Source organism: Acidiphilium cryptum JF-5 (genome assembly GCF_000016725.1).
Lineage (GTDB): Bacteria > Pseudomonadota > Alphaproteobacteria > Acetobacterales > Acetobacteraceae > Acidiphilium > Acidiphilium multivorum.
On the sequence record NC_009484.1, the window covers coordinates 1144870 to 1165849 of the forward strand.

Annotated in this window: 13 protein-coding genes and 1 tRNA gene; 11 read left to right on the forward strand and 3 right to left on the reverse strand. The window is 70.2% G+C overall.

Features of this window, described 5'->3' with window-relative positions; genetic code table 11:
* Positions 1 to 10: 10 nt before the first annotated feature.
* Positions 11 to 84 (reverse strand) — tRNA-Gly (locus ACRY_RS07610).
* Between the two features lie 100 nt (positions 85 to 184).
* On the opposite strand from ACRY_RS07610, the gene ACRY_RS07615 reads away from it, so the two are divergent.
* The 3 genes from ACRY_RS07615 (at position 185) to recA (ending at position 4056) form a co-directional block, all read left to right on the forward strand.
* Complete coding sequence (locus ACRY_RS07615) at positions 185 to 1828, forward strand: acyl-CoA dehydrogenase family protein (protein WP_011941939.1); 1644 nt, start codon at positions 185 to 187, stop codon at positions 1826 to 1828.
* Positions 1829 to 1842: 14 nt separating this feature from the next.
* Positions 1843 to 2868, forward strand: a complete 1026-nt coding sequence (locus tag ACRY_RS07620; protein WP_011941940.1) for an aldose epimerase family protein — start codon at positions 1843 to 1845, stop codon at positions 2866 to 2868.
* A gap of 156 nt (positions 2869 to 3024) precedes the next feature.
* Positions 3025 to 4056, forward strand: coding sequence for a recombinase RecA (gene recA, locus ACRY_RS07625; RefSeq protein WP_007423960.1), 1032 nt, complete (start codon positions 3025 to 3027; stop codon positions 4054 to 4056).
* Positions 4057 to 4710: 654 nt separating this feature from the next.
* On the opposite strand, the gene ACRY_RS07630 is transcribed toward recA, so the two are convergent.
* Complete coding sequence (locus ACRY_RS07630; RefSeq protein ID WP_155856354.1) at positions 4711 to 5076, reverse strand: hypothetical protein; 366 nt, start codon at positions 5074 to 5076, stop codon at positions 4711 to 4713.
* Between the two features lie 452 nt (positions 5077 to 5528).
* Between ACRY_RS07630 and ACRY_RS07635 the strand changes: the two genes are divergently transcribed.
* Positions 5529 to 6077: a hypothetical protein gene (locus tag ACRY_RS07635; RefSeq protein ID WP_043509128.1), complete on the forward strand. Its 549-nt coding sequence runs from the start codon at positions 5529 to 5531 to the stop codon at positions 6075 to 6077.
* A 132-nt stretch (positions 6078 to 6209) separates the two neighbouring features.
* Positions 6210 to 8846 carry an alanine--tRNA ligase gene (gene alaS, locus ACRY_RS07640; RefSeq protein WP_011941944.1) on the forward strand — a complete coding sequence of 879 codons (2637 nt, stop codon included), beginning with the start codon at positions 6210 to 6212 and terminating at the stop codon, positions 8844 to 8846.
* A 19-nt stretch (positions 8847 to 8865) separates the two neighbouring features.
* On the opposite strand, the gene putA is transcribed toward alaS, so the two are convergent.
* Entirely contained in the window at positions 8866 to 12678 is a 3813-nt protein-coding gene (putA, locus tag ACRY_RS07645) for a trifunctional transcriptional regulator/proline dehydrogenase/L-glutamate gamma-semialdehyde dehydrogenase (RefSeq protein ID WP_011941945.1), read from the reverse strand.
* Between the two features lie 134 nt (positions 12679 to 12812).
* On the opposite strand from putA, the gene ACRY_RS07650 reads away from it, so the two are divergent.
* The 6 genes from ACRY_RS07650 to ACRY_RS07675 all read left to right on the forward strand — a co-directional run bounded on the left by ACRY_RS07650 (position 12813) and on the right by ACRY_RS07675 (position 20932).
* A complete protein-coding gene (locus tag ACRY_RS07650; protein ID WP_011941946.1) occupies positions 12813 to 14714 on the forward strand; it encodes a polysaccharide biosynthesis protein in 1902 nt (633 codons plus the stop codon).
* A gap of 9 nt (positions 14715 to 14723) precedes the next feature.
* Entirely contained in the window at positions 14724 to 15878 is a 1155-nt protein-coding gene (locus ACRY_RS07655) for a DegT/DnrJ/EryC1/StrS family aminotransferase (RefSeq protein WP_011941947.1), read from the forward strand.
* Positions 15865 to 16815, forward strand: coding sequence for a prolyl aminopeptidase (gene pip, locus ACRY_RS07660; RefSeq protein WP_007423576.1), 951 nt, complete (start codon positions 15865 to 15867; stop codon positions 16813 to 16815). The genes ACRY_RS07655 and pip overlap by 14 nt, the downstream gene beginning before the upstream one ends.
* Before the next feature lie 153 nt (positions 16816 to 16968).
* Positions 16969 to 17952, forward strand: a complete 984-nt coding sequence (locus ACRY_RS07665) for a TAXI family TRAP transporter solute-binding subunit (RefSeq protein WP_011941948.1) — start codon at positions 16969 to 16971, stop codon at positions 17950 to 17952.
* A gap of 215 nt (positions 17953 to 18167) precedes the next feature.
* Complete coding sequence (locus tag ACRY_RS07670; protein ID WP_231295373.1) at positions 18168 to 20729, forward strand: MMPL family transporter; 2562 nt, start codon at positions 18168 to 18170, stop codon at positions 20727 to 20729.
* Positions 20726 to 20932 carry a ribbon-helix-helix domain-containing protein gene (locus ACRY_RS07675; RefSeq protein ID WP_011941950.1) on the forward strand — a complete coding sequence of 69 codons (207 nt, stop codon included), beginning with the start codon at positions 20726 to 20728 and terminating at the stop codon, positions 20930 to 20932. The genes ACRY_RS07670 and ACRY_RS07675 overlap by 4 nt, the downstream gene beginning before the upstream one ends.
* The last annotated feature ends 48 nt before the right edge of the window (positions 20933 to 20980 follow it).

Consider the following 20980-nt stretch of genomic DNA (forward strand, 5'->3'; position numbering starts at 1 on the left):
GCAAAATCGATGGAGCGGGTGACGGGAATCGAACCCGCACAGCCAGCTTGGAAGGCTGGAACTCTACCATTGAGCTACACCCGCAACGCCACAGGGTATAAGCGCAGCGCGCGCCGCCATCAATAGAGCCGGGTGGGACAATGCCGGGCGAGACAAGCCGCGCCCGCGCGGCTATGCTGCCGCCATGCCCGTCACGCACGAGGTTTTCAACCAGGCCGGCGAACCGCCGGCGCACGACGCCTTCACCGGCGATGCCGCCCTTCTCGAGGCGGTTTCCGCCTTCGGCGCCGGCTGGGCCGCCCCCCATCTCGCCGCGGTCGGCGCCCGGATCGGCTCGCCCGAACTGCGCGCCCTGGCGCGGGAGGCGAATCGCAACCCGCCCGAACTCGCCGCCTTCGACCGCTTCGGCCACCGCATCGACGAGGTCGCCTTCCACCCCGCCTGGCACCGCCTGATGGGCATGATCCGCGCCGACCGCTTCCACAGCCTGGCCTGGACCGAACCCCGCCCCGGCGCCCATGTCGCCCGCGCCGCCGTGGCCTATCTCTGGGGCCAGGGCGAGCCCGGCGTCTGCTGCCCCGCGGCGATGACCTTCGCCGCCACCGCCGCCCTCGCCCACGCGCCCGACCTGCTCGCCCGCTTCCGCGACCGGATTCTCGCGCCCGGCTACGACCCGCGCCCGCTGCCGCCGGCCGAGAAATCCGCCCTCGGCGTGGCGATGGCAATGACCGAGAAACAGGGCGGCTCGGATCTGCGCCAGACCCGCACCACCGCGACCCACGCGGGCGATTCGTGGCGCCTGACCGGCCACAAATGGTTCTTCTCGGTCCCCACCAGCGACCTCTTCCTCACCCTCGCCCGCACCGGCGAGACGATCTCCTGCTTCCTCGCCCAGGGCTGGCGCGACGACGGCAGCCGCAACGCGGTGCGCATACAGCGCCTGAAGGACAAGCTCGGCAACCGCTCCAACGCCTCCTCCGAGGTCGAGTTCGACGGGCTGGAGGCGGTCATGGTCGGCGCCGAGGGCCGCGGCATCGCCACCATCATCGAGATGGCGCATCTCACCCGCCTCGAATGCGCGCTCGGCGCCGCCGCGCTGATGCGCCAGGCCACCTCCCTCGCCCTGCACCACGCCGCCCATCGCCGCGCCTTCCAGCGCGCCCTGATCGACCAGCCGCTGATGCGCGCCGTCCTCGCCGACATGGCGCTGGAGGCCGAGGCGGCGCTCTGGCTCGCCCTGCGCGCCGCCGCCGCGACCGATGCCGCCGCCCATAACCCGGCCGAAGCCGCCCTCGCCCGGATCATCGTCCCGGTCGCGAAATACTGGACCTGCAAGCGCGCCCCCGCCCTGCTCGCCGAGGCGCTGGAATGCCACGGCGGCAACGGCTTCGTCGAGGAACACCCGATCGCCCGGCTCTACCGCGAGGCCCCGCTGAACGGCGTCTGGGAAGGGGCGGGCAACGTCATCTGCCTCGACGTGCTGCGCGCGCTGACCCGCACGCCCGAGGCCGCCGCCGCCCTCGCCGCCGAACTCGCCCCCGCCCGCGGCGCGGACACCGCGCTCGATGCGCTGATCGCCGGCGTCGAGGCGATGCTCGAACGCCCCGAATCGGCCGAGCCCGTCGCCCGCCGCCTCGTCGAGCATCTCGCCCTCGCCCTCTCGGCCGCGCTGCTGCTCCGCCACGCCCCCGCCGCCGTCGCCGAGCGCTTCATCGCCGCGCGCATCGTCCACCCCGCGCTGGCCTTCGGCGCCGCCGGCGCCACCGGCGGCGACGCCGATCTCCTCGCCCGCGCCGCCGTCATCCCGGACGCCTGCCCAAACGCCTGAAGGACCGACCGCCCATGCCCGAACCCGTCATCGCCCCCTACGGCACCACGCGCGCCGGCGCGAAGGTGCGGCGGATCACCCTCGCGAACGCGGCCGGCATGTCGGTCAGCCTGCTCGACTATGGCGGCATCGTCGACGAACTCCTCGCCCCCGACCGCCGCGGCCGCCTCGCCAATGTTGTGCTGAGCTGCCCCACCCTCGCCGACTACGAGACGAAAAGCCCCTATTTCGGCGCGCTCGTCGGCCGCTACGCCAACCGCATCGCCGGCGCCGCCTTCACCCTCGACGGCGTCCGCCACACCCTGCCGGCCAACGAGGGCGCCAACACCCTGCATGGCGGCCCGGCCGACGGCCCCGCGCCCAATTTCAGCCACCGCGTGTGGGACATCGTCGCCGCCACCGGCAGCGCCCTCACCCTCCGCCTGCACAGTCCGGACGGCGAGAACGGCTTCCCCGGCGACCTCACCGTCTACGTCACCTACACGCTGACGCCGGACAACACGCTCCGCCTCGACTATGCCGCCCGCGTCGCCGGCCGCGCCACGGTGCTCAACCTGACCAACCACGCCTATTTCAACCTCGCCGGCGGCGGCACGGCGCTCGACCACGAAATCGCCGTCGCCGCCGCGCGCTACCTCCCGCCCGATGCGGCGAACATCCCGACCGGCGCCATCGCCCCCGTCGCCGGCACCTGGCTCGACCTCACCTGCCAGCAGCGAATCGGCCCCGCCCGCGCCGGCCTCGACCACTGCTTCGTGCTCGACAAGCCCGAGGGCGTCATCGGCCCCGCCGCCCTCCTGCGCGACCCCGCCTCCGGCCGCGTCCTCGCCGTCGAGACCACCGAGCCCGCCGTGCAGGTCTACGCCGCCGGCAAGCTCGACCTGCCGCCCTACGGCCCCGGCGACGGAATCGCCCTCGAAACCCAGCATTTCCCCGATTCGCCGAACCGCCCCGCCTTTCCCTCCACCAGGCTCGACCCCGGCGAGGCCTTCCGCTCCAGCACCGTCTGGCGCTTCACCACCGACCAGACGAGAACATGACGAGAACAAATGGTTAATAAATTCTTACCAAACGTGTTGCCGATATGTTCTCTTCATGCAAAACTCATCCTCGACGGGCAACCCGGCGCCCGCTAGACTAATTTCGCGCTCCGGTTGCATCACGCCGGCCCGCCCAACACGCTTCAGGAGTTACCGATGGAAAAGAACAAGGCACTCGACGCCGCCCTGGCCCAGATCGAGCGCGCCTTCGGCAAGGGCTCGATCATGCGCATGGGCTCGCGCAGCGAATCCGAGGCGATCGACGTCATTTCCACCGGCTCGCTCGGGCTCGACCTCGCCCTCGGCATCGGCGGCCTGCCCCGCGGCCGCGTGATCGAGATCTACGGCCCCGAATCCTCGGGCAAGACCACCCTCGCCCTGCACGCCGTGGCCGAGGCGCAGAAGCGCGGCGGCACCTGCGCCTTCGTCGACGCCGAGCACGCGCTCGACCCGATCTACGCCCGCAAGCTCGGCGTCGATGTCGACAACCTGCTGATCTCCCAGCCCGACACCGGCGAACAGGCGCTCGAAATCGCCGACACCCTGGTCCGCTCCGGCGCGATCGACGTCCTCGTGGTCGACTCCGTCGCCGCCCTCGTCCCCCGCGCCGAGCTCGAGGGCGAGATGGGCGACAGCCATGTCGGCCTGCACGCCCGCCTGATGAGCCAGGCGCTGCGCAAGCTCACCGGCTCGATCTCGCGCTCGAAAACCCTGGTGATCTTCCTCAACCAGATCCGCCTCAAGATCGGCGTCATGTTCGGCAACCCCGAAACCACCACCGGCGGCAACGCGCTGAAATTCTACGCCTCCATCCGCATGGACATCCGCCGCATCGGCTCGATCAAGGACCGCGAGGAAGTCACCGGCAACCAGACCCGCGTGAAGGTGGTCAAGAACAAGCTCGCCCCGCCCTTCCGCCAGGTCGAGTTCGACATCATGTACGGCGAGGGCATCTCCAAGGTCGGCGAACTGCTCGATCTCGGGGTAAAGGCCGGCATCGTCGAGAAATCCGGCGCCTGGTTCTCCTGCGACAGCCAGCGCATCGGCCAGGGCCGCGAGAACGCGAAACAGTTCCTCCGCGACAACCCCGACGTCGCCGCCTCCATCGAACAACGCATCCGCGCCCAGGCCAACCTCGTCGAAGCCGCCATGATCACCGACGAAACCGAAACCGAAGCCGCCGACTGATTTGCTCCTGCCCCGGCGGCGCCCCAGCGCCGCCGTCTCTTCTTCGATTGACCCCATCGGTATGACGGCTATGGGGGGGGGGGGCGAGGAAAGCCGCCGTACAGAACGGACCGACTGCGCGGCGGCTGTGCGCCCATCCGGGGCACTCCGCTTTGTTGGCCACGCCCGGGGAAGCCGACATTGCGGAAGCAGACCGCCCGAGCAAGATCGGGGGATAGCTGCCTGTCTGCTTAGGAACGAGCTGGCTGGTAAGGCAGACCCATAGCCAAAGCTTGGAGTGTCGCACAAATCCTAAGTTGCGCGACAAATACAAGACATCCTCTAGCAGCGGGCCTACGCCACGGCGCGGTGCTCATCGTGAAAAAACAAAGAGTTACGGTTGCTGTTAACAGGACCATGACACCGCTCCAACAGCACCCGGCTCCAGACTTTCCACGACAATCGCCCGCCTCTCGGCCATCGGCCATCGGCCATCGTTGCCGCAATCTAACTCAATTCTTCCTTCATCATGCCGATCAAAATTGGCGACGTCGCAAATCTCTGGGTCATGCCCAGAAATTCCTCGCTACCCACGACAAAATCACCACACTGTTCCGCCCAAAACGCCGCCACCTCTCCGTCCGATCATTCTGCTACGCCAAAACCCAATGAACTTCAGTCCAGCGAAATCTTATTCGCTTTGCCGACAGTGTTCCAACTACTGTCCTTCCATTGAAGTTCATAGGTCTGGGCGCCGATGTGGTACCCAATGCCGATGATCTTCGCGACGTTACCAGGTCGTGCGATGTAGAATAATGTCACTCCCGAGCCAGCCCCTGCGCCCATTGAGACATGACGCATCGGTTGACCGTCAAAGGAGTACCGGACGTTGCCTCCGCCCGGTCCGCCCATGTCTGACATCACGCCCGATACGCAGGTTTTCATGTTGTTCCTGATGTTGTTGCCGCGGCCATCCTTAGCGATCAGCCAGGCTACAGCTTGATCCTGGGTCATGTTGCCGAAGGTCGGCTTGCCACCCACTTTTCCAGTTTCCCCGACAATAAACATTTTGTATGGCCCCTTATTCAAAACACTATGTTAGCTGGGATATTGGCCGAATTCAACTGTCAATCTATGGCATCCTTTTAGTCAGCCCGCGCCAAAGACGGGTGATTTGTGCTGATCAAAATATGACACTTGGTACCCGCTAAGCTATGGCCGATCTCGACGACTTCTCCCCCCCCCCATATACGGTTACTGGCTGCCGCATAACTTGTAAATTATACGACAATCGTCCTTCTTTGCAGGTATATGACGTTCTCATGTCGCATATTTTTGTCGCTTGATACGATCTCTTGCGACAGAAATGCGCGACGGTCAGCAATGACGGCTATTGAGCTCTGTTGAAGTCAGGGCGTGCGTCTGGCTTGGGTCACCCCCACCGCCGCAAAAATCCTTGCCCACCCCCGCCCGTCCGTGTTCCTGTTCCGTTCATGGACCTCGCCGCCCGCTTCCGCGCCATCATCGACGGTTTCTGCCAGGCCGTCGCCGTGCGCGGGGCGGCGCGAAATCTGGCGCCTGACACGCGCGCCCTTTTGCTCCTCCTCTGGACCCGCCTGCGCCGCGCCGCCGCCCGCTTCGCCATCCTCGCCGCCGGTGCGCCGCCGCCCCGGCCGCGCGCGCCGAAATCCCGTCCCGCCCGCCCCCGCGCGCCCGACCTGCCCCGCCGCCGCGGCTGGGTTCTTGCTCCCATCCCCGAGGCCGCCGGCATCGCCGGTCGCCTCCGCGCCCTGCTGGAGGATCCGGCGACCATCGCCCTGATCGGGACCGACCCGCGCTTCGGCCGCATCCTCCGCCCGCTCTGCCGCACCCTCGGCCTGCGCCCGCCGCCCTGCCTGCGCCGCGCCCCGCCCGCGCCGAAACCGCGCCCCCCGCGCCGCCCCCGCGTTCGGCCCCCGTTGGCCCCGGCAAACGACCCGCCCAACCGCCTCGAACGCGCCACCCCGCTCTGGCTCGCCCGCGCCCCGCCCGCCCGTGCCTGACCCCGCCGCGCCCCCCCGCCCGCCATCGCCCGATGCGCGGATGCCTGCCCCTGCCCGCCGCTCGGATGACATTGCCGCAACCCTGCGGTATGGCTCTGCGCACAACACGTTTCAGGGATCACGGGCCTTTTCATGACCTCCAGCAACGACATCCGCGCCACCTTCCTCGACTTCTTCGCCCGCAACGGCCACGAGGTGGTGCCCTCCGCACCCCTGGTACCGCGCAACGACCCGACGCTGATGTTCGTCAATGCCGGCATGGTGCCGTTCAAGAACGTCTTCACCGGCCACGAGCACCGGCCCTATGTCCGCGCCGCCTCCTCGCAGAAATGCGTCCGCGCCGGCGGCAAGCACAACGATCTCGACAATGTCGGCTACACCGCCCGGCACCACACCTTCTTCGAGATGCTCGGCAACTTCTCCTTCGGCGACTATTTCAAGGACGTCGCGATCGAGAACGCCTGGACCCTGCTGACCCGCGACTTCGGCCTGCCGAAGGAAAAACTCCTCGTCACCGTCTACCACGAGGACGACGAGGCCGCCTCGCTCTGGAAACGGATCGCCGGATTGCCGGATGAGAAAATCATCAGGATCGCGACCGACGACAATTTCTGGCGCATGGGCGATACCGGCCCCTGCGGCCCCTGCTCGGAAATCTTCTACGATCACGGCCCGTCCATTCCCGGCGGCCCGCCCGGCAGCCCGGACGAGGATGGCGACCGCTTCATCGAGATCTGGAACCTCGTCTTCATGCAGTTCCTCGAGGAGCCGGCCGGCGTGCGCAACCCGCTGCCCCGCCCCTCGATCGACACCGGCATGGGCCTGGAGCGCTTCGCCGCCATCCTCCAGGGCAAGCACGACAACTACGATACCGACACGCTGCGCGCCCTCATCCTCGCCTCGGCCGAGGTCTCCCACACCGATCCCGACGGCGCGCACAAGGTCAGCCACCGCGTCATCGCGGATCATCTCCGCGCCACCTCCTTCCTGATCGCCGATGGCGTGCTGCCCTCGAACGAGGGCCGCGGCTACGTGCTGCGCCGGATCATGCGCCGCGCCATGCGCCACGCCCACCGGCTCGGCATGCGCGAGCCCTTCATCTACCGCCTGGTCCCCGCCCTCACCCGGCAGATGGGCGTCGCCTTCCCCGAACTCCCCCGCGCCGAGGCCCTGATCGTCGAGACGCTGAAACTGGAAGAGCAGAAATTCGCGGTCATGCTCGAACGCGGCCTCTCGCTCCTTGAGGATGAGGTGCAGAAACTCGGCTCGGGCGAGAAACTCCCGGGCGCGGTCGCCTTCAAGCTCTACGACACCTACGGCTTCCCGCTCGACCTGACGGAAGACGCGCTGCGCGAGCAGCATCGCGGCCTCGACCATGAGGGCTTCACCGCGTCGATGGCCGAGCAAAAAGCCCGCGCCCGCGCCGCCTGGGCCGGCTCCGGCGATGCCGCGACCGAAACCGTCTGGCTCGACCTGCGCGACCGTCTCGGCGGCACCGAGTTCCTCGGCTACTCGACCGAGGAGAGCGATGCCAGCATCCTCGCCGTGGTGGTGAACGGCGCGCCCGCCGGCCGCGCCGAGGCCGGGCAGGAGGTCGCCCTCATCCTCAACCAGACGCCCTTCTACGCCGAAAGCGGCGGCCAGGTCGGCGATACCGGCACGCTCACCGCCCCCGGCGTCACCATCCGCGTCACCGACACCCAGAAAAAGGCCGGCGATCTCTTCGTCCATTACGGCACGATCGAGGAAGGCGAGATCGCCCCCGGCAACTCCGTCCATGCCGAGGTCGATCACGCCCGCCGCGGCGCCATCCGCGCCCACCATTCGGCGACCCACCTGCTGCACGAGGCGCTGCGCCGCGCCCTCGGCCCGCACGTGACGCAGAAGGGCAGCCTGAACGCGCCGGACCGCCTGCGCTTCGACATCTCCCAGCCCCGCCCGGTGACGGGAGCGGAACTCCGCGCCGTCGAGCGCGAGGTCAACGCCCGCATCCGCGAGAACGCCGCGGTCGAAACCAGGCTCATGACACCGGACGAGGCGGTCAAGCGCGGCGCGATGGCGCTGTTCGGCGAGAAATACGGCGATGAGGTGCGCGTCGTCTCGATGGGCGCCGGCGATGCCGGCAGGTCGGCCTATTCGATCGAGCTGTGCGGCGGCACCCATGTCGCCCGCACCGGCGATATCGGCGCCTTCCGCATCCTCGCCGAATCAGGCGTCGCCGCCGGCATCCGCCGGATCGAGGCGGTGACCGGCGAAGCCGCCCTCGCCGCCACCGAGGCCGAGACCGATCTGCTGGAAGAGGCCGCCGCCGCGCTCAAGGTCGCGCCCGCCGAACTCCCCGCCCGCATCGCCGCCCTGCTGGAGGAGAAAAAGCGTTTCGAGCGGCAGGTCGCCGAGCTGCAGCGCAAGCTCGCCACCGGCGGCGCCGCGGCCGAGATCGAGGAGGTGGCCGGCATCAAGTTTGCCGCCCGCAATCTCGGCGAGGTCTCGCCGCGCGACCTGAAATCGCTGGCGGATTCCATCCTGAAATCGATGGGCTCGGGCATCGCCGCCCTGGTCTCCACCGCCGAATCAAAGGCGAGTATCGTCGTCGCCGTTTCACCTGACCTCACGTCTGCGAATAACGCCGTTACGCTGGTCCAAGCAGCTTCGGGCGTAGTCGGAGGCAAGGGCGGCGGCGGTCGGCCGGACATGGCCCAAGCCGGCGGTCCTGATGCGAGCAAAGCTGATGAAGCGCTGGCGGCCGTACGGGCTTTGATTAAGCCCTAAATGGCCGCGGAGCAAAAAATCAGCCGATCGACATCAGGCTGGCATTACCCCCGGCCGCCGCGGTGTTGACGCTGATCGACTGCTCCTCGAGGAGGAATTCGAGCGGATAATCCCACTCGGAATGGTCCTCCGCCGGCAGGGCGTGGACCGGCACGATCGGCCCGTCCCGCTCCGCCAGCGCCATCTGCAGCGCGATCAGCGCGTCGCGATGGCCCTCGAACAGCACGGCGCTGAATTCCGCCCGCGCCACCGCATCGGCGGGCGCGATCGCCGGGCGGATCTCCGCCGGCATCCGGGCGATCTCCGCCTCGGCGCCGTCGCAGAGCACCAGCGGCGCATTGCCGGTGGCAAGGCAGGCGGCGACCTGGCGCCACATGCCCTCGGGGCTCGCGGCCCGGCAGAGCACAAGCCCCTTCGGCTTCAGCCGCAGGGTATTCTGCTCGCCCACCGGCCCCGGCAGCTCGGCGTCGCGGAACGCCGAAGCCGCCGCATAGCGGAGCGCCGGCGCGGTCTCGATCCCCTGCTCGCGCATCCAGCCGACCAGCTTCGTGAACGCCGGCGCCGGCTCGCCCTCGCCATGCGGCATCGGCCGCCGTGCCAGCAGCCGGCGCAGGTAGAACGGCCCGCCCGCCTTCGGCCCGGTGCCCGACAGCCCATGCCCGCCGAAGGGCTGCACGCCGACCACGGCGCCGACGATGTTGCGGTTGACGTAGATGTTGCCGGCCTCGGCCTTGCCCACCGCCTGCGCGATCGTCTCGTCGATCCGGCTGTGCACGCCGAAGGTGAGCGCATAGCCCAGCGCGTTCACCGCGGCGACCATCGCATTCCGCTCCTCGCGCCGGTAACGCACCACGTGCAGCACCGGCCCGAACACCTCGCGCTCCAGTGCCGAGGGATGGTCGATCTCGATCATCGTCGGCGCCACGAACCACCCGCCCTCGGTCTCCGGCGGCAGCGCCACCGAGAATACCTTATGCCCCCGCCCTTCCATCGTCTCGACATGGGCGCGGATATTGTCCCGCGCCTCCCGCGTGATCACCGGGCCCACATCGCTCGACAACCGGTCGGTCGCCCCCACGGCGAGTTCCTCCATCGCCCCGCGCAGCATGGCGAGCAGCGGATCCGCAATGTCGTCCTGCACCAGCAGGATGCGCAGGGCCGAGCAGCGCTGCCCCGCGGAATCGAAGGCCGAGGTCACGATATCGCCCACCGCCTGTTCCAGCAGCGCCGAGGAATCGACCAGCATCGCGTTCTGCCCGCCGGTCTCGGCGATCAGCGGCACCGGCATCCCATCGGCATCGAGGCGCCGGGCGAGCGTGGCCTGGATCAGCCGGGCGACGGCGGTCGAACCGGTGAACACCACGCCGCCGACCCTGGCATCCCCCACCAGCGCGGCACCCGTCCGCCCATCGCCCGGCAGCAGCTGCAACGCATCCGCCGGCACGCCGGCCTCGTGCATTATCCGCACGCCCTGAGCGGCGATCAGCGGGGTTTCCTCCGCCGGCTTGGCGAGCACCACATTGCCGGCGGCGAGTGCGGCGACCACCTGGCCGGTGAAGATGGCGAGCGGGAAATTCCACGGGCTGATCGCCGCCACCACGCCGAGCGGGCGATGCGTCTCGTTGTCGAACCCATCCTGCAGCTGGCCCGCGTAATAGCGCATGAAATCGACCGCCTCGCGCACCTCGCCGATCGCCGCCGGGAGCGACTTGCCGGCCTCGCGCACGATCAGCCCGACCAGCGCCGTCATCCGGTGTTCGAGCAGGTCGGCGGCGCGAAGCAGGATCGCGGCGCGCTCGGCGGCAGGCGTCGCCTGCCAGATCGGCGCCATGGCGGCGGCGCGGGCGAGCGCGGCGCCGACCGCGCCCGCATCCGGCTCGATGACGGTGCCGACGCGGTCGGCGATATTCGCCGGGTTGACCACGGTCCGCCCCGGCGCGGCCGGATCGGCATCCGGCGGGGCGGCGCGCCAGTCCTGTTCGAGGCTTGCCAGCAGGGCCGAGCCGAGCGAGGCGAGGCGCTGCTCGCTGGTGAGATCAAATCCGGCGGAATTGCGCCGCGTGCCCAGAATCGCGCCCGGCAGCGCGATCTTCGGATGCGGCGCGCCGAGCGGCTCGATCTTTCTCGCGGCGGCGACCGGGTCCTCGATCAGGGCTTCGACCGGCACGCGGCGATCGGCGAGGCGGTTGACGAAGGAGGTGTTGGCGCCGTTCTCCAGCAACCGGCGGACGAGATAGGCGAGCAGCGTCTCATGGGTGCCGACCGGCGCGTAGATCCGGCAGGGCCGGTCGAGCTTCTGCGGGCCGACGACTTCCTCGTAGAGCGGCTCGCCCATGCCGTGCAGGCACTGGAACTCGTAGTCCCCCACCTCGAAGGCGGGTCCGGCCAGGGCGTGGATGCTCGCCAGCGTCAGCGCGTTATGCGTCGCGAATTGCGGGAAGATCTCGGTGCGCGCCGCCAGCATCGCCCGCGCGCAGGCGAGATAGGACAGGTCGGTGTGGATCTTGCGGGTGAAGACCGGGAAACCTTCCAGCCCGTCGAGCTGGGCGCGCTTGATCTCGCTGTCCCAATACGCGCCCTTGACCAGCCGGACCATCAGCCGGTGGCGGCTGCGGCGGGCGAGGTCGATCAGGAACTCGATCACCGATCGCGCGCGCTTCTGGTAGGCCTGCACCACGAAGCCGATGCCGTTCCAGCCGGCGAGGCCCGGCTCGAAGCAGAGGCCTTCCAGCAGGTCGAGCGAGAGGTCGAGCCGGTCGGCTTCCTCGGCGTCGATATTGATGCCGATATCGTAGCGGCGGGCGAGCAGGGCCAGCGCCTTGAGCCGCGGCGCCAGCTCCTCCATCACCCGCGCGCGCTGGGCGCGGCAGTAACGCGGATGCAGCGCCGAGAGCTTCACCGAAATGCCGGGGCCGCGATAGATCCCCTTGCCGCCCGCGGCGGCGCCGATCGCGTGGATCGCCTGTTCGTAGTCGCGGTAGTAGCGCGCGGCATCGGCGGCGGTGAGTGCCGCCTCGCCCAGCATGTCGTAGGAATAGGCGAAGCCCTTCGCCTCGCGCTTGCGGGCATTGGCCAACGCCTCGCCGATGGTCCGGCCCATGACGAACTGCTCGCCCATCAGCCGCATCGCGATGTTCACGCCGCGGCGGACCACCGGCTCGCCGCCGCGGGCGAGCAGCCGGGTCAGCGCCGAGGACAGGCCGGCCTCGCTCGCGGTGGCGTTCAGCCTGCCGGTGAGCAGCAGCCCCCAGGTGGCGGCGTTGATGAAGACCGACTTGTTGCCGCCGAGATGGCTCTGCCAGTCGCCGGCGCCGATCTTGTCGCGGATCAGCGCGTCGCGCGTGGCGGCGTCGGGGATGCGGAGCAGCGCCTCGGCGAGGCACATCAGCGCGATGCCCTCGTGGCTCGACAGCGCGTATTCCTGCAGCAGCGTCTCGACCAGGCCGGCATTGCGGCGGGCGCGCAGCGCGGTGACGAGATTGGTCGCGGTCGCCCGCGCCTGTTTCGCGGCGGCGGCGGGCAGGGTCGCGCCCTCGATCAGCCCGGCGACGGCGTCGGTTTCCGGGATCCGGTAGGCGGCGGTGATCGCGGCGCGCAGCACCGTCTGCGGCTGCACGTCCTGGACGAATTCGAGGAAGGGCACGGCAGCGGGCGCATCGTCCTCGGCGGTGACGGCGGCGTCGAGCGCCTCGCCGCGTTCGAGCCGCTCCAGCCCGGCGAGAATGAGCTGCTTGGCGAGGTGATGCGTCGTCCGTCCCTCGCGCTCGGCCAGGGCGCGGAGCCGGGCGCGGACCTGATCGTCGAGCTTGACCCCCATCGTGCTGACAGCCATCGCCGTTCCTCCTGTTGCGGTTGCACCTGCGATGCAGAGCGGGTTACACCTTTTGTGAGAAAAGGTGCAACCCAATTCGTTGCTGCGGTGCACCCTATGACGGCGGCGGCCAATTCCGCTACAGACGGAGCACCATGACGTTGCAGCGCAGCCAGATCCGCATCGCGGTCAATTTCGCCCTCGACGGTCTGCTGGCCGCGCTGGCGGTGATCGGCGCCTGCTGGCTCGCCGATCCGGCGCATCCGATGCCCTCGCCGGCGGTCCTGCCGCTGGCCGGGTCGGCGGCGATCTGGCTGGTCGGCGTGCCGTTCGGCCTCGCCCGGCAGCACTGGCGCTTCACCGCCCTGCCCGACGCGATCGCGGTGGGGGCGAGTGCGGTGTTCGCCGCGCTGCTGCTCGTGCTGCTGCTCGTCGGCGTCGGCGCCAGGCTTCCCTCGGCGAGTTTTCCGCCGCTGCTGATGATCACGCTCGGCCTCGCGCTGCTGGCGCCGCGCGTGCTCTACCGGATGGCGCGCAGCCGCCGCGAGGTGCTGTCGGACGATGCCGAGACCGCGCTGCTGCTCGGCGATGGCGAGGGCGCGGAACTGTTCCTCGCCGCCCTGTCGCGCGAGAGCCACCAGCGCTACCGGGTGATCGGCGTGCTGGCGGGCTCGGCGCGGGAGACCGGCCGGCGCATCCATAACGTGCCGATCCTCGGCGAGGTGAGCGGGCTGGCGGCGGCGCTCGACCGGCTGGCCGAGGCCGGGCAGATGCCGGCCGTGCTGGTGGTGGCGAGCCGCGAGCTCGTCGGCCCGGCGCTGCGCGAGATCATGGACGAAGCCGAGCGCCGGGGCATCCGCGCCGCCCGCGCGCCGCGGCCGACCACGCTCTCGCCCACCACGCCGGGCGAGCCGGAGACCGCGCTGCGGCCGATCGCCATCGAAGACCTGCTCAACCGCCCGCAGGTCGCGCTCGACCGCGAGGGCATGGCGCGGATGATCCAGGGACGCTGCGTGCTGGTGACCGGCGCCGGCGGGTCGATCGGCTCGGAACTGGCCCGCCAGGTCGCGGGGTTCGGACCGGCGCGGCTGATCCTGCTCGATTCGAGCGAGTTCGCGCTGTGGCGGATCGATCTCGAACTCTCGGAGCAGGTGCCGGGCCTGGCGCGCGCGGCGGTGATCGCCGATGTCCGCGACCGCGCGCGGATCGAGGCGCTCTGCGCCGAATGGCGGCCGGACCTCGTGTTCCACGCGGCGGCGCTGAAGCATGTGCCGATCGTCGAGGCCAATCCGCTGGAGGGCATCGCCACCAACGCGCTCGGCACCCGCAACGTGGCCGATGCCGCCCGCGCCGCCGGCGCCGGGCTGATGGTGCTGATCTCGACCGACAAGGCGGTGAACCCGTCCTCGGTGATGGGCGCGTCGAAGCGGCTGGCGGAGATGTATGCCCAGGGGCTCGACGTCGCGGCGCGGCGGCAGGCGGGGATGCGCATCGTCACCGTGCGGTTCGGCAACGTGCTGGGCTCGACCGGCTCGGTGGTGCCGCTGTTCCGCCGCCAGCTCGCCCGCGGCGGGCCGCTGACGGTGACGCATCCCGACATGCGGCGTTATTTCATGACGGTGCGCGAGGCGGTCTCGCTCGTGCTGCAGGCCGCCGTGGTCGGCCGCTCGGACGCGGCGCTGCCGGTCGCACAAGGCGGGATCTTCGTGCTCGACATGGGCGAGCCGGTGAAGATCGTCGATCTCGCGCGGCAGATGATCCGCCTCGCCGGGCTCAGGCCCGATCTCGACATCCCGATCCGCTTCACCGGGCTCAGGCCGGGAGAAAAGCTGTTCGAGGAGCTGTTCCACGGCGCCGAACGGCCGATCGAGACCGGGTTTCCCGGCCTGCTGATGGCCGCCCCGCGGGTGGCCGACGCCGCCCTGGTCGGCCGGGCCTTCGACGAGCTGGCCGCCCTGATCCAGCGCGGCGAGGCGGCGGCCGCGCTCGCGGCGCTGGCAAGGCTGGTGCCGGAGTTCGGCGCGCAACCCCTCGCCGCGGCGGGCCCGACCGGCTAGAGAACGCCGATGGACACCGATCTTCCCCCGATTCCGTTTCTCGATCTCAAGGCGCAGCAGGCGCGGCTCGGCCCCGGCCTGCGGGCGCGGATCGACGCCGTGCTGGCGCATGGCCAGTTCATCCTCGGCCCCGAAGTCACCGAGCTGGAGCAGCGGCTCGCCGCGTTCTGCGGGGCGGCGCATTGCGTCAGCGTGAGTTCGGGCACCGACGCGCTGCAGATCGCGATGATGGCGGAGGGGATCGGGCCGGGCGATGCCGTGTTCCTGCCGGCCTTCACCTATACCGCGACCGCAGAGGTGCCGCTGCTGCTCGGCGCGACGCCGGTTTTCGTCGATATCGATCCGGCGACGTTCCAGATCGACCCCGCGCATCTGGAGGCGCGGATCGGCGCGGTGAACGCGGCCGGATTGCTGCGGCCGCGGGCGGTGGTCGGGGTCGATCTGTTCGGGCAGCCCGCGCCCTGGCCGGCGCTGCGCGACATCGCCGCCCGGCACGGGCTGTTCACGCTGGATGACTGCGCGCAGGCCTTCGGCGCCGCCCTCGGCGGGGAGCGGCTCGGCCGCGCCGCGGATGCGACGGCGACGAGTTTCTTCCCCTCGAAGCCGCTCGGCGCCTATGGCGATGGCGGCGCGCTGTTCACCGAGAGCGACGAACGCGCGGCGCTGTATCGCTCGCTGCGTACCCATGGCGAGGGGACGACGCGCTACGACGTGCAGCGGATCGGCATGAACGGGCGGCTGGATACGCTGCAGGCGGCGGTGCTGCTCGCCAAGCTCGACGTGTTCGAGGCGGAGCTGGCGCGGCGGGAGACGATCGCCCGGCGGTATGACGAGGCGCTGGCATCGGTGTTCGCCACCCCCGTCCGCGTGCCGGAGAGTTCGAGCGCCTGGGCGATCTATGCGGTGCTGCTGCGCGATGGCGCGGCGCGCGAGGCGATGCAGGCGCGGCTGCGCGCCCGCGGTGTTCCGAGTGCGGTGTATTATCCGAAGCCGCTGCATCACCAGCCGGCCTATCGCGCCTCGCATGACGGGGCGGCGCTGCCGGTTTCGGAGGATGTGGCGACGCGGATCATGGCGCTGCCGCTGCATCCCGATCTCGACGACGCACAGGTGGCGCGGGTGATCGAGGCCTGCCTCGAAGGGGCGGCCGATGCCGCGGGGTGACCTGTTCCCCGAGGTCGGCCCGTATCAGACGGGGTATCTGCCGGTCGGCGACGGGCATGTGATCTACTGGGAGCAGGTGGGCAACCCGCGCGGGCGGCCGGTGCTGTTCCTGCATGGTGGGCCGGGCGCCGGCGCGGGCGCGGTGCACCGGCGCTTCTTCGACCCGGCATTCTGGCGCGTGGTGATCTTCGACCAGCGCGGCGCCGGGCGCTCGACGCCGCTGGGCAGCCTCGCGCGCAACACGACGCCGGCGCTGATCGAGGATATCGAGGCGCTGCGCGAGCATCTCGGCATCAGGCAGTTCCTGCTGTTCGGCGGTTCCTGGGGATCGACCCTCGCGCTGGCCTATGCCCAGGCGCATCCCGAGCGGGTGATGGGCATGGTGCTGCGCGGCATCTTCCTCGGCCGGCCGAGCGAGGTGGAATGGTTCCTCGAAGGAATCGCCCGCTTCTTCCCCGATGCGCACGCGGCGCTGGTGAACTTCCTGCCCGAGGCGGAGCGGGGCGATCTGCTGGGGAGCTATTTCCGCCGGCTCTGCGACCCCGATCCGGCCATTCACCTGCCGGCGGCGCAGGCCTGGTCGGTCTATGAGGGATCGTGCTCGACGCTGCTGCCGAGCTACGAGACGGTGAGCGCCTTCGCGCAGGACCGCACCTCGCTCGGGCTCGCGCGGATCGAGGCGTATTACTTCCTGAACAACCTGTTCCTGCCGCCGGACGGGCTGCTGGCCGGGATGGGACGGCTGGCCGGGGTGCCGGGCGAGATCGTGCAGGGGCGATACGACATGATCTGCCCGCCGAATTCCGCCTTCGACCTCGCCGACGCCTGGCCCGCCGCGCGGCTGACGGTGGTGCCGGATGCCGGGCACTCGGCGCTGGAGCCGGGCATTCGCGCGGCCCTGCTGGCCGGGCTGGAGCGGATCCGCAACCTGACCTGAATTTGCCTTGCCGGTGGTTTCGTATTTTAAGCGAACGTACCGGTTTCGTGATCACGTCGTGTCCGGTGCGACGGATCGGGCATGGCAGGAGGCTGCGCCCTGAATTCGCCCAAATCGGGCGGAACAACGCGGGACATGACGAGGAGAATGGCAATGGCGCGGGGACGGCGCGCGGTGTTGGGGGCGATGGCCGGGGCGCCTCTGGCGGCGCGGGCGGCGAGCCTGCCGGTGATGCCGGTGGCCATCACGATGGGGACCGGCCAGCCGGGCGGCGGGTTCTCGGTCTATGGCCAGGCCTGGGGACAGCTGGCGCAGAAGGCCGCGCGGATTTCCGTGTCCTACCGCGCATCCGGCGGCAGCGCCGCCAACATCCTGCTGGTGGAGCAGCACGCGGCACAGCTGGGCCTCGCGGTGCTGGCCGTCGCCGAACAGGCCTGGATGGGCCAGGGCGCCTGGACCAGCGGCGTGAAGCTCCAGGGATTCCGCGCCCTGTTTCCGGTCTTTGGCGCGAGCTTGCAGATTTTCGCGCCGGCGCGGAGCGGGTTGCGCCGGCTGCGCGATCTGGACGGCAAGCGGATCGGCGTCGGCCCGGCCGGCGGTGCCGGGGCGGTGCTGGCGGCGGCGGCGCTCACCGCCGCCGGGGTGCGGCCGCAGCTGGCGATCGACGGGCTTTATCACGAGCAGATCGAACTGCTGCAAAAGGGCCGGATCGACGCCTGCGCCTTTTTCGGCGTCACGCCGCTGCCGGCGGTCCGCGCCGCGGCGGCGAGCGGCGGCTACAACCTGATCGGCTTCGAGCGGGGCGAGATCGCGGCGGCGCGGCGGGCGCTGCCCGGCATCGGGCCGACGGTGATCGGCCGCGACGCGCTGCCGCATCTGTCCGCCGCGGTGGCGACGATCGGCTCCGAGGCGATCGCCATCGGTGCGGCGAGCCTGCCGGAAGGGCTGGCCCATGCGGTGACGCGGGCGGCGCTGATCCATCGCGCCGCCCTGCTGCGCACCCTGCCCGGCAGCGGGCCGGCGCGGCTGGACGCGGGCTGGATCGACCGCAGTTCGCCGGTGCCCTTCCACCCCGGCGCGGCGGCGGCGCTGCGCGAGGCGGGGCTCGCCGTGCCGGACGCGCTGGTGCGCGGCTGACGCCGCCCGGCGCGGGGCCATTGTCTTGCCGCGCCATGGCGCAGGGCCTAGTGTCCCGACACTGAAGTCCGCCGGGTTTCAGACTCAAGTGGACACTCGTAAAATCAACATATTCGTGACCTGATCGGCGCTGAAATTCACTCCGGATCTCAGCGCGGGACACCAGGGCACGGTATGCGACCACGGACCGGAACCGTTCGATGCGAAGACTGATCATGACCGCGGTCGCCCTGAGCCGCCGCCACGCGCGGGCGGTGATCGCGGCCTATCTGGCCGCGATCGTGCTGGGGCTCGCCTATACGTCGTCCCATCTCGGGATCGACACCAATACCGATCACCTCTTCGCCGCCAGCCTGCCCTGGCGGCAGGAGCAGATGAAGTTCGACCGGGCGTTCCCGCAGTTCCAGAACCTCATCGTCGCGGTGGTGCGCGCCGATGTGCCGGAGACGGCGGACGCGACGGCGAAGGCGCTGGCCGCGAAGGTGGCGGAGGACAAGACCCATTTCCACGATGCCTCGCGCCCCGGAACCGGCAGTTTCTACGACCGCGACGGCCTGCTGCTGCTGCCCGAGACGCAGCTCGCCACATTGCTGAACTCGATCGTCACCGCCCAGCCCTTTCTCGGCCAGCTCTCGGCCGATCCCTCCGCCGCCGGGCTGTTCAAGGCGCTCGACCTGATGGCGGTGGGCGTCGGCGCGGGGCAGGCCAACCTCGCCCCCTACCGCGCCCAGCTCGACACCTTCCGCAAGGCGCTGGCGGCCGCGGCGGCCGGGCATCCCGCGCCGCTCTCGTGGCAGTCGCTGCTGATGCCGGGGGTGGCCGCGGAGCAGGGCAATGTGCGCTTCGTGCTGATCCATCCGGTTCTCGATCACGGCGCGCTGGAGCCGGGCGGGGTGGCGACGGCGGCGCTGCGGCGGATCATCGCCGGGCTGCCGGAGGTGAAGGACGGGTCGGCGAAGGTGAGCTATACCGGGCAGATCCCGCTTTCGGACGAGCAGTTCGCCAGCCTGACCCAGGGGATGGTGGCCGGGCTGCTCATCAGCACCGCGCTGATCACGCTCTGGCTGCTGCTCGCGGTGCGGTCGTGGCGGATGATCGTGCCGATCCTCGCCACGCTGCTCGCGGGACTTGCGCTGACGATCAGCTTCGCCGCCCTCGCCATCGGCACGCTGAACCTGATCTCGGTGGCCTTCGCGATCCTGTTCGTCGGCCTCGCGGTCGATTTCGCGATCCAGTTCTGCGTGCGGCTGCGCGACGTGCGCCGCCGGGTGGACGACCCCGCGCTGGCGCTGATCGGCGCCGCCGACGAGGCGGGGGTGCAGATCGCGCTCGCCGCCGGGGCGACGGCCTGCGGCTTTCTCGCCTTCGTGCCGACCAGCTTCGTGGGCGTCGCCGAACTGGGGCTGATCGCCGGGATCGGCATGGTGATCGCCTTCATCTGCACGATCACCTTCCTGCCCGCCCTGCTCGCCTATACGCGGCCGCGCGGCGAGGCGGAGCGGATCGGCTTTCCGCTCGGCGACTGGGGCGACAGCGCGCTGCAGCGGCACGGCCGCCCGGTGCTCGGCATTTTCGCCGCGGTGGCGATCGCCGGCATTCTCGCCGCCGCCACGCTGCAGTTCGACGCCAACCCGCTCGACACCCAGAACCCGAATACGGAGGCGATGCGGACGCTGCATTCGCTGCTCGACAAATCGGTCACGAATCCTTTCTACATCAATGTCCTGGCGAAGAATGTCGAGGATGCGCGGCAGCTTTCGGCGCGGCTTGGCAAGCTCCCCGAGGTCTCGCAGGTGATTTCCGGCGCGACCTTCGTGCCGCAGCACCAGGCGGCCAAGCTCGGCATGATCCGGCAGACGCAGGGCATCCTGGCGCCGAGCCTCGCGGCCGGCACGCCGCCCGCGGTGACGCCGCAGCGCCTGCGCGCGGCGGCGGCGAAGGCGGCGGCGGAGATCGCCGCGGTCGCGGGCAAGCTGCCGAAGGACTCCCCGCTGCTCGGCATCGGCGCCGCGCTGGAGCAGCTGAAATCCGCTCCCGACGCGCGGGTGATGGCGATGAACGCCGCCCTCACCCGTTATCTGCCGGATGCGCTGACGCGGCTGAACCAGGCGCTCTCGGCGCAGGAGATCACGGCGGCGAACCTGCCGCAGTCGGTGAAGCGGGACTGGTTCCTGCCGGGCGGCGAGGTGCGGGTGCAGGTGATTCCGACCGCGGCGGCGCAAAGCTCGGCGGGGTTGTGGCGCTTCGTGCGGGCGGTGGAGACGGTGGTGCCGGTCGCGGCCGGGCCGGCGGCGACCACGGTGGCGACGGCGCAGACCATCCTCGGCGCCTTCCGCGAGGCCGCCGCCCTGGCCGCCGCCGCGATCGGGCTGATCCTGATGCTGTTTCTCCGCTCGGCGCGGGATTCGGCGCTGGTGGTGCTCACCCTGGCGCTGTCCGCCGTTCTCACCGCGCTGTTCGCCCATCTCGCCGGGCTGCAGCTGAACTATGCGAACATCATCGCGCTGCCGCTGCTGCTCGGCGTCGGCGTCTCGTTCAACGTGTATTTCGTGATGAACTGGCGCGACGGGATGAAGCACCTGCTGGGCTCGGCCACGGCGCGGGCCGTGCTGTTCTCGGCGCTGACCACCGGCACCGCCTTCGGCTCGCTCGCCGCCTCGCAGGACCGCGGCACGGCGAGCCTCGGCGCGCTGCTGCTGCTCAGCCTGCTGGCCGTGCTGATCGCCACCTTCGTGTTCCTGCCGGCCCTGCTCTACGTGCTGCCGCGGCGGGAATGAACCTCGAGAAGCGCAGCCTGTCGCTCTCCGGGCACCGCACCAGCGTGGCGCTGGAGCCGGAATTCTGGACGGCGCTGGAGGCGGCGGCGGCGCGGCGCGGCGTGGCGCTGGGCACGCTGGTCGGCGAGGTCGACGCCGCGCGCGACCCGGACCGCCCGCTCGCCTCGGCGCTGCGGGTGTTCGCCCTCACCGGCGCAGGGTAGCGCGGCACCGGTCCTGACCCTATAGTAACTGGCAAAATTGCCAGACTG